This window comes from Metapseudomonas boanensis (genome assembly GCF_018704125.1).
GTDB classification, from domain to species: Bacteria; Pseudomonadota; Gammaproteobacteria; order Pseudomonadales; family Pseudomonadaceae; genus Metapseudomonas; species Metapseudomonas boanensis.
In genome coordinates this window covers 730,184-744,160 of the sequence record NZ_JAGTIS010000001.1, presented here as the reverse complement: position 1 = coordinate 744,160, position 13,977 = coordinate 730,184, and the positions used below count along the sequence as shown (strand labels likewise).

At 60.2% G+C, this 13,977-nt stretch carries 15 protein-coding genes; 3 read left to right on the top strand and 12 right to left on the bottom strand.

From position 1 onward, the window contains the following. Position 1: 1 nt before the first annotated feature. Both lolD and J7302_RS03480 read right to left on the bottom strand, forming a co-directional pair. Positions 2-685 carry a lipoprotein-releasing ABC transporter ATP-binding protein LolD gene (gene lolD, locus J7302_RS03485; RefSeq protein ID WP_215370267.1) on the bottom strand — a complete coding sequence of 228 codons (684 nt, stop codon included), beginning with the start codon at positions 683-685 and terminating at the stop codon, positions 2-4. Beyond that, positions 678-1,928: a lipoprotein-releasing ABC transporter permease subunit gene (locus J7302_RS03480; RefSeq protein ID WP_215370264.1), complete on the bottom strand. Its 1,251-nt coding sequence runs from the start codon at positions 1,926-1,928 to the stop codon at positions 678-680. Before J7302_RS03480 ends, lolD begins: the two co-directional genes overlap by 8 nt. A gap of 97 nt (positions 1,929-2,025) precedes the next feature. Between J7302_RS03480 and J7302_RS03475 the strand changes: the two genes are divergently transcribed. From J7302_RS03475 to J7302_RS03465, 3 genes are read left to right on the top strand one after another with little or no spacing between them, the layout of a single operon-like run. Then, complete coding sequence (locus tag J7302_RS03475; RefSeq protein WP_215370796.1) at positions 2,026-2,610, top strand: PilZ domain-containing protein; 585 nt, start codon at positions 2,026-2,028, stop codon at positions 2,608-2,610. Positions 2,611-2,619: 9 nt separating this feature from the next. Beyond that, a complete protein-coding gene (locus tag J7302_RS03470) occupies positions 2,620-2,913 on the top strand; it encodes a phosphodiesterase (protein WP_215370261.1) in 294 nt (97 codons plus the stop codon). Then, complete coding sequence (locus J7302_RS03465; protein WP_215370258.1) at positions 2,910-3,632, top strand: glycerophosphodiester phosphodiesterase; 723 nt, start codon at positions 2,910-2,912, stop codon at positions 3,630-3,632. The genes J7302_RS03470 and J7302_RS03465 overlap by 4 nt, the downstream gene beginning before the upstream one ends. Before the next feature lie 42 nt (positions 3,633-3,674). Here the strand turns inward: J7302_RS03465 and sthA are convergent, their stop codons facing one another. From sthA to J7302_RS03415, 10 genes are all read right to left on the bottom strand, one after another. Beyond that, entirely contained in the window at positions 3,675-5,069 is a 1,395-nt protein-coding gene (sthA, locus tag J7302_RS03460; protein WP_215370255.1) for a Si-specific NAD(P)(+) transhydrogenase, read from the bottom strand. A gap of 118 nt (positions 5,070-5,187) precedes the next feature. Further along, complete coding sequence (gene nqrM, locus J7302_RS03455; RefSeq protein WP_215370252.1) at positions 5,188-5,415, bottom strand: (Na+)-NQR maturation NqrM; 228 nt, start codon at positions 5,413-5,415, stop codon at positions 5,188-5,190. 1 nt (position 5,416) lies between these two features. Next, positions 5,417-6,388, bottom strand: coding sequence for an FAD:protein FMN transferase (locus J7302_RS03450; RefSeq protein WP_215370790.1), 972 nt, complete (start codon positions 6,386-6,388; stop codon positions 5,417-5,419). A 28-nt stretch (positions 6,389-6,416) separates the two neighbouring features. After that, positions 6,417-7,643, bottom strand: coding sequence for an NADH:ubiquinone reductase (Na(+)-transporting) subunit F (gene nqrF, locus J7302_RS03445; RefSeq protein ID WP_215370249.1), 1,227 nt, complete (start codon positions 7,641-7,643; stop codon positions 6,417-6,419). 9 nt (positions 7,644-7,652) lie between these two features. Next, the gene (gene nqrE, locus J7302_RS03440) at positions 7,653-8,261 is read right to left on the bottom strand and encodes an NADH:ubiquinone reductase (Na(+)-transporting) subunit E (protein ID WP_215370246.1); all 609 of its coding nucleotides are present in this window, start codon (positions 8,259-8,261) and stop codon (positions 7,653-7,655) included. Further along, complete coding sequence (locus J7302_RS03435) at positions 8,261-8,935, bottom strand: NADH:ubiquinone reductase (Na(+)-transporting) subunit D (protein WP_215370242.1); 675 nt, start codon at positions 8,933-8,935, stop codon at positions 8,261-8,263. The genes nqrE and J7302_RS03435 overlap by 1 nt, the downstream gene beginning before the upstream one ends. Beyond that, on the bottom strand, positions 8,932-9,720 hold the full coding sequence (locus J7302_RS03430; RefSeq protein ID WP_215370239.1) for a Na(+)-translocating NADH-quinone reductase subunit C: 789 nt from the start codon (positions 9,718-9,720) through the stop codon (positions 8,932-8,934). The genes J7302_RS03435 and J7302_RS03430 overlap by 4 nt, the downstream gene beginning before the upstream one ends. Next, positions 9,713-10,924 carry an NADH:ubiquinone reductase (Na(+)-transporting) subunit B gene (locus J7302_RS03425; RefSeq protein ID WP_215370236.1) on the bottom strand — a complete coding sequence of 404 codons (1,212 nt, stop codon included), beginning with the start codon at positions 10,922-10,924 and terminating at the stop codon, positions 9,713-9,715. Before J7302_RS03425 ends, J7302_RS03430 begins: the two co-directional genes overlap by 8 nt. A gap of 4 nt (positions 10,925-10,928) precedes the next feature. Beyond that, positions 10,929-12,266, bottom strand: coding sequence for a Na(+)-translocating NADH-quinone reductase subunit A (locus tag J7302_RS03420; RefSeq protein WP_215370233.1), 1,338 nt, complete (start codon positions 12,264-12,266; stop codon positions 10,929-10,931). A gap of 285 nt (positions 12,267-12,551) precedes the next feature. Next, on the bottom strand, positions 12,552-13,952 hold the full coding sequence (locus J7302_RS03415) for an amino acid permease (RefSeq protein WP_215370229.1): 1,401 nt from the start codon (positions 13,950-13,952) through the stop codon (positions 12,552-12,554). Positions 13,953-13,977: the final 25 nt, after the last annotated feature.

Here is a 13,977-nt window from a genome sequence, read left to right as displayed (position 1 = left end):
CTCAGGCAGCCACCAAACGTCCGTCTTCCAGGCGCAGTACCCTATCCATCTGGTGGGCCAACTGCAGGTCGTGAGTCACGATCAGGAAGGCTGTTTTCAGGGAGCGGCTCAGCTCCAGCATCAGCTCCTGAATACCGTGGGCTGTGTGCTGGTCCAGGTTACCCGTAGGCTCATCGAGCAGCACAAGGGCCGGCTGGTTGACCAGCGCCCGGGCGATGGCCACGCGCTGACGTTCGCCACCCGACAATTCTGCCGGCTTGTGCGACAAGCGATGGCCCAGTCCTACCCGCTCCAGCAGCGCCGTAGCCCGTTGACGGGCCTCGGCGATCGGTGTGCGGCCAATCAGCAAGGGCATGCAGGCGTTCTCAAGAGCCGTGAACTCCGGCAGCAGGTGATGGAACTGATAGACGAACCCCAGCGCACGGTTACGCAACAGGCCACGGGCGGTCTCGCTGAGGGCGGAAAGCTCCTCACCCGCCAACCAGACGCTGCCATTACTGGGTGTATCCAGACCACCCAGCATATTCAGCAAGGTACTCTTGCCAGAACCGGAACTGCCGACGATGGCCACTCGCTCGCCTGGATGCAGTTCCAACTCGACACCTGACAGCACGACAACGGACTGCGGGCCCTCCTCGTAGCTCTTGCCGAGGTTGCGGCAACTCAGGACAGCCTTATCACTCATAACGCAAAGCCTCCGCAGGCTGGGTGCGCGAAGCACGCCAGGCAGGATAAAGGGTGGCAAGGAAACTCAGGATCAGCGCGGCCGAGCAGACCAGCACCACATCCTCGACCATTAGCTGCGACGGCAGATAGTCGATGAAATAGACATCGGCATTGAGGAACTTGAGCCCCAGCAGCCGCTCGAGCCAGCCGATGGCATCGCTCACCTTGAGTGCAGCGAGGATCCCAAGCAGGCCTCCAATCAATGTGCCGACCACCCCGATGACCGTGCCCTGAACCATGAAGATGCCCATGATCTGGCGCGGTGTCGCGCCAAGGGTACGCAGGATGGCAATGTCACCGCGCTTATCAGTCACCACCATCACCAGGGTGGAAATGATGTTGAACGCAGCCACCGCGACGATGAGAAGCAGAAGCAGGCCGATCATGGCCTTCTCCATCTTGATCGCCTGATAGAGGTTACCGTGGGAGCGCGTCCAGTCACGAGCATAGAAGTCCTCGCCCTTCAACTCGCCGGCAATCTGCCAAGCCAGTTGCGGCGCCTTGAACAGGTCGTCGAGCTTGAGCCGCAGGCCTTGCACCTGGTGGGGCTGCCAACGTTTCAGGCGGGCAACATCAGCAATGTTTGCAAGGGCCAGGTAGCCATCGAGCTCACCGGCCCCGACATGGAAGATGCCAACCACGGTGAAACGCTTCATGCGCGGGAACACGCCTGCTGGCGTTACCGCGACTTCGGGCAGGACGAAGGTGACTTTGTCGCCGATACGGACGCCAAGCTTGGTCGCGGCCCGGTCGCCGATCACCATGCCGAACTCACCTGGGGCGAGGCTTGCGAGGCTCCCCTCCCGAAAGAAGTCCTCGATGATCGAGACCTTGGCCTCTTCCTGTGGGTCCACTGCGTTGACCAGCACTTTCTGCACTTTTCCGGCGGCGGTCAGCAGCCCCTGAACCTGCGTGTAAGGTGCTACGGCTTTGACCTCCGGATGCCGCACCACCCCCTCGGCCAGCTTGCGCCAGTCATCGATGGGAACGGCTGACTCCACCGTGGCATGGGGCACCATGCCCAATACGCGAGTGCGCATCTCATGGTCGAAACCATTCATGACCGACAACACCAGGATCATCACGAGGACGCCCAAGGCCAGCCCGATCATCGAAGTGAGAGATATGAAGGAGACGAAATAATTGCGACGCTTGGCGCGCGTGTAGCGTGCGCCTATATACAGAGACAGCGGTCTGAACATGGAAATGAAGTTCGCTGGCGAAAGAAGGGACGTCCTTGTGGCGGGGCTCGGCAAGCAGCGTTTACACTCAGACCACCACTGCTGCCATGGGTTCGCCATGTCGACACGAGACGCGGAAGACCGTCGCGAATACTACCGCATCGAAGATACGATCGCACTGGAAATCAGCCCTTTGAAATCTGGCGAAACCAGTGTGGATGGCGATCCGGAGGATGCCTCCCAGCTTTTCAGCCTCCTCAGCGAATTGCACCTGATGGATTTCGAGTCACAGCACCTGCTGCGGCATATTCATGAACGAGATCGCCCACTGGCAAGCTACCTGAAGGTCATCAACAAGCGTATCGACCTGATTGGCCAGGCCCTTGCCCGAAGCCTGTTGCACGATATCGGCCCGGCCCGTCAGGTGACGTTATCGGAAGCCGGCATCAACTTCAGCAATCGAACACCCTTCGAACCTGGCACCCGCCTCGCAGTGAAGATGGTACTGATGCCGCAGGCGCTCGGTTTACAGCTGCGTGCCGTAGTCGTGCATAGCCAAGCCCAGGGGGAAGACGAGTTCGAGATTGGCGCGGAGTTCGAAGCACTGACCGATGCCCAGCGCCAATTGCTGGCCAAGCATATCCTGCAGAGGCAAGCGTCGGAGCGTCGCCAGGCACGCCAACGCCCATCCACATCCGACTGAGGCCACCGTATGTTGCGCGCCGCCTTGCTGCTTGGCCTTGTGCTCGCCCTGCCCACGAGCGCCGAAACCCTCGAAGTACCGCTCGGGCAACAAGGTGACGCGACTCTGCCCCTGCCTTTACGCGGCCAAACCCAAGACGCTGTACTCAAGCGGTTTGGCCCTCCGAACGAACAGCGACCAGCTATCGGCAACCCGCCAATCAGTCGCTGGGACTATCGCGAGTTCTCGGTCTATTTCGAAAGCGGGCGAGTGATCGACAGCGTCCGCCACCACCAACCCAGAGCACCAAGGGAATACAAGTGACCCTGATCTACGGCCATCGAGGCGCCAAGGGCGAATGCCCGGAAAATACCCTGGCCAGTTTCCAGCAATGCCTGTCCCATGGCGTGCAACGCTGCGAACTGGACCTGCACCTGTCCCGTGACGGCGAGCTGATGGTAATTCACGACCCAACGCTAAAACGAACCACTGGACGCCGCGGCAAAGTGGCGGAACACGACGCCAACGAACTGGTGACATACGACGCTCGGATGAGCGGACCGCATTGGCCAAAGCCCTGCCCTATTCCCCGGCTTGCCGAACTATTCGAACATTGCGACTTCGAGCACTGGCAACTGGAGGTGAAAAGCGCCTCTCGGGTCCGCGCGGCACGCACAGTCCTGGCCATCCAGGAACTGGCCGAACGGTACGACGTGGTGGACAAAGTCACGGTGACCTCCAGCTCCCGCGAAGTGCTGCGGGCACTGAACCGACTGACGCCCAGGCTTTCACGCGGGCTGGTGGCCGAATATGCCTGGCTCGATCCACTGAAGGTCGCCAAGCATCACGGCTGCAACCTGCTCGCCCTGAACTGGACGCTGTGCACCCCGGAGCGACTCTTGCGCGCCCAGAAGGAAGGCTTGCATGTGTCGGTATGGACGGTCAACGAACCGGCACTGATGCGCCGGCTCGCTGACTTTGGCGCGGACAGCCTGATTACAGACTTTCCCGGTTTGGCCAGCGCCACCCTTGGGAATTGCTGAACGGATCTACCCCGACCGGTTCAGGCCACCGGTCGGAGCCGCTCAAAAAAGCCGGTTCAGGCCGTCGAACGCAGCTACCCGATAGGCCTCCGCCATGGTCGGGTAGTTGAAGGTGGTATTGACGAAGTACTTGATGGTATTCGCCTCGCCCTTCTGGTTCATGATCGCCTGACCGATATGCACGATCTCCGAGGCCTGGTAGCCAAAGCAGTGCACACCCAGAACCTCCAGCGTCTCGCGATGGAAGAGGATTTTCAGCATGCCGACCGGTTCTACAGCGATCTGCGCCCGCGCCATACCCTTGAAGAACGCCTTGCCCACTTCATAGGGAATCTTGGCCTGGGTCAGTTCCTTCTCGTTCTTGCCGATGGAGCTGATCTCCGGGATGGTGTAAATGCCGGTCGGCACATCATCCACGAAACGCCAGCTGTCATTGTCGACGATATTGCCGGCAGCCGAGCGGCCCTGGTCATAGGCGGCGCTCGCCAGACTCGGCCAGCCAATCACATCGCCCGCTGCGTAAATGTTCGAGATGGAGGTGCGGTAGTTCTGGTCGACTTCGATCTGGCCACGGCTATTGACCTTGATGCCAATGTTTTCCAGACCCAGCTTGTCGGTGTTACCAGTACGGCCGTTGCACCAGAGCAAGGCGTCGGCCTTGATCTTCTTACCGGATTTCAGGTGCAGGATCACGCCGTTGTCCAGTCCCTCGATGCGCTCGTACTCCTCGTTGTGGCGAATCAGTACGTTGTTATTGCGCAAGTGGTAGCTAAGCGCGTCGGAAATCTCGTCGTCGAGGAAGCTGAGCAGCTGATCGCGGTTGTCGATCAGGTCCACCAGCACCCCCAGGCCACTGAAGATGGAAGCGTATTCGCTGCCAATTACACCGGCTCCGTAGATGATCAGGCGGCGCGGCGTGTGGCTCAGGTTGAGGATGGTGTCGCTGTCGTAAACCCGCGGGTGACTGAAGTCGACATCGTCCGGACGATACGGACGAGAACCGGTGGCGATGATGATCTGCTTGGCCACCAGGCGCTCCACAACGCCGTTCTGGCAGACCACTTCGATGGTCTGCTCGTCGGCGAAGCTGCCGGTACCAAAGAAGGTGTCGATACGGTTGCGCGCGTAGTAACCGGTGCGAGATGCGACTTGCTTCGCGATTACCTTCTCTGCACTTTTCAGCACGTCAGGGAAGGAGAACCAACGCGGCTCGCCAATCTGGCGGAACATCGGGTTGGTGTTGAACTGCATGATCTGCCGCACCGAGTGACGCAGCGCCTTTGACGGGATGGTGCCCAGGTGGGTGCAGTTGCCACCGACCTCGCGGCGGCTATCGACCACCGCCACCTTGCACCCGGCCTTGGCGGCATTCATCGCCGCACCTTCCCCCGCCGGACCGGAACCCAGCACCACTACGTCGTAGTTGTAGACAGCCATGCTTACTCCTCATAACGGGCCGGGGCGCCCATTGGCGCCCCCGGCAAGACTGCGGAACCCATCACCGCAGCATTTCAGAACTGGCGTGCAGCTTAACCAAGTCAGTTGGCGCTGCACATTAGCGCTTGGTCGCGTCGTAGGCGAGCTTTGCGTCCACTACATCACCGCCGCGCTGCACCTCCTCGCACTTTTGTCGATTGCCGCCACAGATCGAGCATTCCTTCTCGATGCCGAGGTTGGCGATGCCGCCGCACGAGCCGGCGATAGGCTTGCGTCCCATGATCACCCCAACGGCCATGCCCAGTACCACCAACAGCATGATCACGAACACCAGTAACCAGGTCATCTCAATCCTCCTTCGCAGCGAATAGCTGCTCGAACCGACTGCTGCCTCGGCTCACAAAACCCTCGCCTTTGCGAACCACGAAGAACGCGGCGATCCCACGTGCTTCGGCATAAGCACCGCCGGCCTCTGGCCCCAGAACCATCAGCAGCGTGGACAACCCATCAGCCTGCAGAGCCGACTCATCCACCACCGTCACCGAAGCGAGGTTGTGGGTGATGGGCGCACCGGTCCTGGGGTTCAGGGTATGCGAGTAACGCTTGCCGTTCTCTTCAAAATAGTTGCGGTAGTCGCCGGACGTCGAAACGGCGAGCCCGTCCAGGCTGATAATTTTCTGCGCCACCTGGCGATCATCCTGCGGGGCTTCGATCGCGATGCGCCAAGGCGACCCATCTGGCTTGCGGCCAACCGCCTTCAGTTCGCCGGTAATCTCCACCAGAGAACTGGTAGCGCCCAATCCGGTCAGCCGCGCACTGACTCGATCTACCGCATAGCCAGCCGCGATACTGTTGAAATCGAGCTGCACGGCCGCATCCTTGCACAGTTCCTGGCCACGGATGGATAGATGCTGATGACCAACATCTGCACGTACCCGGGCGACGGCTTCGGCACTCGGCACATACCCACCTCGCCCCTTGGGTCCAAAGCCCCAGAGATTGAGCAGGGGTTCAAGTGTCATGTCGAAGGCGCCATCGCTGTCTCTGGACAAGGCAGACGCGAACCCCACCAACTCCAGCATCGGGGCAGGCAAGGCCATGCAACTGCCAGCAGGCAATGCGTTGAAACGCTCGACATCGGAGTCGGCCCGGTAGCTGGACATCTGCCGGTCGACTTCGCCGAGAATCGCTTCCACTTCGCCGCGAGCCTGCTCCACCGAAGGAGCGGACGCACTTCGCACATACTTCACCGAGTAGGTGCTGCCCATGGTCGGGCCACCGAACTCCTCGACTCGCTCACTGCAACCTGCCAGCAGCATGCTGGCCGACAGCAGCAATGACAGCGCTCTAGCCACCGAAATCGTCCAGCAGGATGTTCTCACGCTCCACGCCCAGGTCGGTGAGCATCTTGATCACCGCGGCATTCATCATCGGCGGGCCGCACATGTAGAACTCGCAATCCTCAGGGGCCGGGTGGTCCTTGAGGTAGTTCTCGTATAGCACGTTGTGGATGAAGCCCTTGAGCCCCGTCCAGTTGTCTTCCGGCTGCGGATCGGACAGCGCCAGGTGCCATTCGAAGTTCGGGTTTTCCGCTTGGAGCTGATCGTACTCTTCGGTATAGAAGGCTTCGCGCAGGGAGCGCGCGCCGTACCAGAAGCTGATCTTGCGCCTGGACTTGAGGCGCTTGAGTTGATCGAAGATGTGCGAACGCATCGGCGCCATACCCGCACCACCGCCAATGAAGATCATCTCGGCATCGGTGTCCTTGGCAAAGAACTCGCCGAACGGCCCGTACACCGTGACCTTGTCACCTGGCTTGAGATTGAACACCCAGGACGACATCTGCCCAGGCGGCAGGTGGTCCTTGCCAGGCGGTGGCGAGGCGATGCGGATATTGAATTTGACGATGCCCTTTTCGTCCGGGTAGTTGGCCATCGAGTAGGCGCGAATCACCGTCTCATCGACCTTGGACACATACTTCCACTGGTTGAACTTGTCCCAATCGCCCCGGTATTCGGGCTGGATGTCGAAGTCCTTGTAATTGACCACGTGGGGCGGGCACTCGAGCTGCACGTAACCGCCGGCGCGAAAGTCGACGCTCTCACCTTCTGGCAGGCGCAAGGTCAGCTCCTTGATGAAGGTGGCGACATTGGGGTTGGACTCCACCGTGCACTCCCACTTCTTGACGCCGAAGACTTCTTCCGACACCTCGATCTGCATGTCTTGCTTGACCGGGGTCTGGCAGGAGAGTCGCCAGCCTTCCTTCGCCTGGCGCCGGGTGAAATGCGACTCCTCAGTGGGCAGCATCTCGCCACCCCCGCTCTCGACGATGCACTTGCACTGGGCGCAGGTGCCGCCGCCACCACAGGCGGACGAGAGGAAGATATTCTGTGCCGCCAGGGTCTGCAGCAGCTTGCCGCCTGCTGGGACCGTGATGGTCTTCTCGCCGTTGATGACGATGTTCACGTCACCGCTGGAAACCAGCTTGGCGCGTGCGGCGAGGATGATCACCACCAGCCCCAGGACGATGGCGGTGAACATGCCAATTGCCAGGAAAATCTCAAAGCTCAGCATGTCCTCTCCTTACAACTGGACGCCCGAGAAGGACATGAAGCCCAACGACATCAGACCGATGGTGATGAAGGTGATACCCAAGCCCTGCAGGCCTTCCGGCACATCGCTGTACTTGAGCTTCTCGCGGATACCCGCCAGCAGCGCGATGGCCAGGGCCCAGGAAAAGCCTGAGCCGACGCCATAGACCACGCTCTCGCCGAGGTTGTAGTCGCGCTCCACCATGAACAGCGAGCCGGCCATGATGGCGCAGTTCACCGTGATCAGCGGCAGGAACACGCCGAGGGCGTTGTAGAGCGACGGCACATACTTGTCGAGCAGCATCTCGAGGATCTGCACGATAGCCGCGATCACACCGATGTAGCTGAGCAGGCCGAGGAAGCTCAGGTCGACGTCCGGCAGGCCGGCCCAAGCCAGCGCGCCGTCCTTGAGCAACAAGGAGTACAAAAGGTTGTTGGCCGGGACGGTAATGGCCTGCACCACGATCACCGCGACACCCAGACCGATGGCGGTTTCCACCTTCTTGGAGATGGCGATGAAGGTGCACATGCCGAGGAAGAAGGCCAGCGCCATGTTCTCGACGAACACGGCCTTCACGAACAGGCTGACGTAGTGCTCCATCAGTAGGCCTCCTTGTTGGATACCTGCGGGGCAATCTTGAAGGCCGGGGCCTCTTTCTGTTCGGTCTTCCAGCTACGCAGCGCCCAGATGATCAGGCCGATCAGGAAGAAGGCCGAGGGCGGCAGCAGCAGGAGCCCGTTGGGTTGATACCAGCCACCATCGTTGATCACTGGCAGCACCTCGAAGCCCAGCAGCTTCCCGGCGCCGAACAGCTCACGAATGATGCCCAGGACGATCAGCATGGCACTGTAGCCCAGGCCGTTGCCGATGCCGTCGAAAAACGACAGCACCGGCGGGTTAGCCATGGCGAAGGCTTCGGCACGCCCCATCACGATGCAGTTGGTGATAATCAGGCCGACGAACACCGACAGCTGTTTGGACAGGCTGAAGGCATAGGCCTTCAACACCTGATCGACCACGATCACCAAGGAGGCGATGATCACCATCTGCACGATCATGCGGATCGAGCTGGGGATCTGGCTGCGGATCATCGAGATGAACAGGTTGGAGAAGCCGGTGACCAAGGTCAGCGCGGCAGACATCACCAGCGCGGTCTTGAGGTTGGAGGTCACCGCCAGCGCCGAGCAGATCCCGAGGATCTGCAGACCGATGGGGTTGTTGTGCAGGATCGGGTCCAGCAGGACCTGACGGATAGTGGGCTGCGCCATGTTCATGCCTCCCCTTTGTTCAAGTTGGCCAGGAAGGGGCCGAAGCCGTTCTCGCCCAGCCAGAAATGCAGCAGGTTATTCACGCCTTTGCTGGTCAGAGTGGCGCCGGCCAGACCGTCGACCTGGTGCTTCGCGCTGGCCGACTGCGGGTCGACGCTGCCTTTGATGATCTCGATGGCGAGTTGACCCTGTTCGTCGAACAGGTTCTTGCCGTTCCACAGTGCTTTCCACTTCGGGTTGTCAACCTCACCGCCCAAACCGGGTGTTTCGCCATGCTGGTAGAAGCCCAGGCCAACCACGGTGCTCAGATCACCCTTGAGCGCCAAGAAGCCATAGAGGGTCGACCAAAGGCCGTAGCCCCGCACCGGCAGGATCAGGGTGTCCAATTTACCGTCGGTCTCCACGAGATAGACAGTGCTCAGGCGCTCGCGACGCTTGATCGAGGCGATGTCCTGCGCACCGGAAAGCGCGTCGGAGAGCTTGGGGTCCTTTGCGGCTTTGAGCGAGTCATAGCCGGCAGCCTGGACGTCATCACTGAACTTGCCACTGGCCAGGTCAACGACCTTGGCCGTGATGCGGTTGGCGTAGAGCTCCTGGATCTCCCCGGCCGACATATCCGGCTGCGCAAGCCCGGCAATGGTCAGGATGCTGCGCTGCTTGTCCAGCTCACGGTTCTCGACCTGCACCGGCTTTAGCGCCACGGCCGCGCCGGCGACGAAAATCGAGCACACCAGGCAGACCACGAGGGCCACCAGCAGCGTGCGGACGGTGGATTCTTTCTGACTAGACATTGCGTGCCAGCCTCCGCTTGATGTTGGCCTGAACGACGAAGTGATCGATCAGCGGAGCGAACAGGTTGGCGAACAGGATCGCCAGCATCATGCCTTCCGGGAAAGCCGGGTTGACGACGCGGATCAGTACGACCATCACACCGATCAGTGCGCCGAACAGCCACTTGCCGGTGTTGGTCATGGACGCCGAAACCGGGTCAGTGGCCATGAACATCATGCCGAACGCAAAACCACCCAGCACCAGATGCCAATGCCACGGCATGGCGAACATCGGGTTGGTGGCCGAACCAATGGCGTTGAACAGGTAACTCATGGCGATCATGCCCAGCATCACGCCGGCCACGATGCGCCAGGCGGCGATGCGAGTCAGGAGCAGCACGCCACCACCGATCAAGATGGCCAGGGTGCTGGTTTCACCAATGGAGCCATGAATGGTGCCGAGGAAGGCATCCATCCAGGTGATGCCGTGACCGAGGATATTCTCGACGCCACCAGCCGCGCCCAGGCTCAGCGAAGTGGCGCCGGCGAAGCCGTCCACCGCGGTCCACACGGCATCGCCGGATATCTGTGCCGGGTAGGCAAAAAACAGGAAAGCGCGACCCGCGAGGGCCGGGTTGAGGAAATTCTTGCCAGTGCCGCCAAAGACTTCCTTGCCCAGCACAACGCCGAAGCTGATGCCTAACGCCACCTGCCAGAGTGGGATGCTCGGCGGAAGCGTGAGGGCGAACAGCACCGAGGTAACGAAGAAGCCTTCGTTCACTTCATGGCGCCGAATAGAGGCGAAGAGCACCTCCCAGAAGCCGCCGACGATGAACGTCACCGCGTAGATCGGCAGAAACCAGGCAGCACCCTGGACGAAGTTGTCCCAAATGCTGTTGGGATCGAACCCCGCCAGCGCGCCGGTCAAGGCAATACGCCAACCTTCCTGGGCCGCCAGCAGATCAGGACTCTGGTCGAAGACCAGGTTGGCCTGATAGCCGACGTTCCACATGCCGAAGAACATCGCCGGAAAGGTGCACAGCCAGACGGTAATCATCATCCGCTTGAGGTCGATGCCGTCGCGCACATGAGCGGTCGTCCGGGTCACGCTGCCCGGGCGGTAGAAGAATGTGTCGATCGCTTCATAGAGGGCGTACCACTTTTCATAGCGGCCGCCCTGATCGAAGTTGTGTTCGATCTTGTCGAGGAATTTCCGCAGGCTCATGGGCCTAGCCCTCCTTCTCGATACGACTGAGGTTATCCCGCAGGATCGGGCCGTACTCGTACTTGCCCGCGCAGACATAGCTGCACAGCGCCAGATCTTCTTCGTCGAGCTCCAGGCAGCCTAGCTTCTGCGCCATCTCGGTATCACCGACGATCAGATAGCGCAGCAGCTGGGTGGGCAGGATGTCCAACGGCATGACCGCCTCGTAGTTACCTACCGGCACCATGGCGCGCGGGCTGCCATTGGTGGACGTGCTGAAAGCGAACTTGCGAGCCCCCATCAGCCTGGACACGAAGATATTCAGGATCGAATGCTTGTTCACGCCTGCACGCAGGTAGTGCAGGAACTCACGGTCGTTGCCCTCGCCCAGGCAAGACACCTGCAGGTGATAGCGCCCCAGGAAGGCGAAGGGACCATGTGCGGTACGGCCACCCAGCAGGGAACCTGATACGACGCGGTTGTTACCGGACCCAAGCTCGCCAGCGGTGAGCTCTTCCAGGCTCGCGCCCAGGCGGCTACGCAACAGGCGCGGTTGATTGACTGCGGGACCGGCCAAGGCCACCACGCGCTCGACCCAGAGGCGACCGGTAGTGAACAGCTTGCCTATGGCGATGACGTCCTGATGGCCGATGTGCCAGACGCACTTGCTCGCGCTGACCGGATCCAGGAAGTGGATGTGGGTGCCCGGCAAACCAGCCGGATGTGGTCCAGAGAAGCTTTCAACCTGGACCTGGGCCAACCCCTCACCCGGCAGGCTCGCGCCTTCGGCCTTGCAGAGAAACACCCGCGCAAGGCGCGAGAGGACCTTCAAGCCATGCTCGAAGTCAGCGGCATGCTCACCGATTACCACCCGCGGATCCGCAGCCAGCGGATGTGTGTCGATGGCGGTCACAAAGATAGAACTGGGCGTCGAATCGATTGCAGGTATAAGGCTGAAGGGCCGGGTACGCAGCGCAGTCCAGAGCCCGGATCGGACCAGATTATCGCGCACCTGCTGGGCATCCAGCGAGTCCAGCTGGCCGATGCTGAACTGGTTGAAGTGGACCTCGTCGTCCCCCGCGAGGTCGATGACCACCGACTGCAGGACTCGCTTCTCGCCACGATGGATTGCGCTGATAACGCCTGCTCCGGGAGCAGTAAAGACCACACCGGGCGTCTTCTTGTCGGAGAACAGTGGCTGACCGAGCTTGACTCGATCGCCTACCTGGACCTCCATTGTGGGCTTCATGCCGTGATAATCGAAGCCGATGACGGCAACGCTGCGAACCGGGCGAGCATCCTCGACCCGCTGCGTCGGCTCCCCTGCTATCGGCAGGTTCAATCCTCTTTTGACTCTAATCATAGGTTTCGCCTGACACTGAATGACTGCCCAGAGATCGCTTTTCACCCGCAGGCAAAAATAGAACAGATCGCGCCGACCATTGGGTAGGCGCGACGTACAAATCGGGATCTGGGCGAATTAGGCGAGAGATTATAGAGAGCGGATTACCTGCATGGCCAGCCAAGCCATTGTTTTCCCGGATATTAAGTAACAAATGAGCATGCCTGGTCCTTTAACGACTGTCCAACCATCGCAAACCCACCGCAGAACCACTCAAAAAAAACGGGAGCGAAAGCCCCCGTTTCTTCATCGCTGCGCAACCGTACCTTTCGCTGAACGCTTGAAGAAGTAGCAGATAGCAATGAACCCAAGCCAGAAGGGAATGGCATAAACCGAAACGTTGATGCCCGGAATCATCAGCATCACGGCAAGGATCAGCGCAACGAATGCCAGGCACAGGTAGTTGCTGACCGGATACCACAGAGACTTGAAGAAAGGCTCGACACCTCTGGCCTGCAAGGCCTTCCGGAACATCAAGTGCGACAGACTGATCATTGCCCAGTTGATTACCAGGGCCGCCACCACCAAGGCCATCAGCAGTTCCAGTGCTTTCTGCGGAGCCAGATAGTTGACCACCACGCACAGGAGCGTGACCAGCGCCGATAGACCGATCGCCAGAACCGGCACACCACGCGAGTCGACCTTCATCAGCGCTTTCGGGGCATCACCCTGCTCGGCCAGGCCGTAAAGCATCCGGCTGTTGCAGTAGACACCGCTGTTATAGACGGACAGAGCCGCAGTGAGCACCACGAAGTTGAGGATGTGCGCCGCCAGATCGCTGCCGATCAGGGAGAAGATCTGCACGAAAGGGCTGCCACTATAGGGGTCACCGGCAGCACCCAGGGTCTCCAGCAGCTTGTCCCACGGATAGAGCATCAGCAACACGCTGAGGGCACCAATGTAGAAGATCAGGATGCGATAGATGACCTGATTGATCGCTTTAGGGATCACTTTCTTCGGCTCGCTCGCCTCAGCGGCAGTGATACCGATCAACTCCAAGCCCCCGAATGAAAACATGATGATCGCCAGCACCATCACCAGGCCTTCAAGACCATTGGGGAAGAAGCCGCCATGGCTCCAGAGGTTGCTGACCGCGGCCTGGGGCCCACCCTCACCACTGACCAGCAGGTAGACGCCGAGCACAATCATGCCGATGATGGCCACCACCTTGATCAGGGCGAACCAGAACTCGGTCTCGCCGAATGCCTTCACATTGGCCAGGTTGATCAGATTGATAAGCACGAAGAAAGCCGCAGCCGTCGCCCAGGTTGGCACTTCCGGCCACCAGAACTGGATGTACTTGCCCACGGCCGTCAGTTCGGCCATGCCCACCAGCACATAAAGCACCCAGTAGTTCCAGCCGGAAAGGAAGCCCGCATAGCCGCCCCAGTACTTGTGCGCAAAATGACTGAACGAACCAGCAACCGGTTCCTCCACGATCATTTCGCCCAGTTGGCGCATGATCAGGAAAGCAAAGAAGCCTGCAATTGCATAACCAAGGATCATCGAAGGGCCGGCCGACTTGAGCACGCCAGCAGAGCCGAGGAACAGGCCGGTACCGATGGCGCCACCGAGCGCGATCAGCTGGATGTGGCGGTTCTTAAGTCCACGCTTGAGCGGACCGGTGTGCAGGTGATGTCCTTCCATCAGGGAGTTCCCAATCGAGATACGT

Bases quoted from the DNA above. Each gene is read 5' to 3' on its own strand.
- lolD (WP_215370267.1), bottom strand. From the start codon at position 685: ATGAGTGATAAGGCTGTCCTGAGTTGCCGCAACCTCGGCAAGAGCTAC.
- J7302_RS03480 (WP_215370264.1), bottom strand. From the start codon at position 1,928: ATGTTCAGACCGCTGTCTCTGTATATAGGCGCACGCTACACGCGCGCC.
- J7302_RS03475 (WP_215370796.1), top strand. From the start codon at position 2,026: ATGTCGACACGAGACGCGGAAGACCGTCGCGAATACTACCGCATCGAA.
- J7302_RS03470 (WP_215370261.1), top strand. From the start codon at position 2,620: ATGTTGCGCGCCGCCTTGCTGCTTGGCCTTGTGCTCGCCCTGCCCACG.
- sthA (WP_215370255.1), bottom strand. From the start codon at position 5,069: ATGGCTGTCTACAACTACGACGTAGTGGTGCTGGGTTCCGGTCCGGCG.
- nqrM (WP_215370252.1), bottom strand. From the start codon at position 5,415: ATGACCTGGTTACTGGTGTTCGTGATCATGCTGTTGGTGGTACTGGGC.
- J7302_RS03450 (WP_215370790.1), bottom strand. From the start codon at position 6,388: ATGCTGCTGGCAGGTTGCAGTGAGCGAGTCGAGGAGTTCGGTGGCCCG.
- nqrF (WP_215370249.1), bottom strand. From the start codon at position 7,643: ATGCTGAGCTTTGAGATTTTCCTGGCAATTGGCATGTTCACCGCCATC.
- nqrE (WP_215370246.1), bottom strand. From the start codon at position 8,261: ATGGAGCACTACGTCAGCCTGTTCGTGAAGGCCGTGTTCGTCGAGAAC.
- J7302_RS03435 (WP_215370242.1), bottom strand. From the start codon at position 8,935: ATGAACATGGCGCAGCCCACTATCCGTCAGGTCCTGCTGGACCCGATC.
- J7302_RS03430 (WP_215370239.1), bottom strand. From the start codon at position 9,720: ATGTCTAGTCAGAAAGAATCCACCGTCCGCACGCTGCTGGTGGCCCTC.
- J7302_RS03425 (WP_215370236.1), bottom strand. From the start codon at position 10,924: ATGAGCCTGCGGAAATTCCTCGACAAGATCGAACACAACTTCGATCAG.
- J7302_RS03420 (WP_215370233.1), bottom strand. From the start codon at position 12,266: ATGATTAGAGTCAAAAGAGGATTGAACCTGCCGATAGCAGGGGAGCCG.
- J7302_RS03415 (WP_215370229.1), bottom strand. From the start codon at position 13,952: ATGGAAGGACATCACCTGCACACCGGTCCGCTCAAGCGTGGACTTAAG.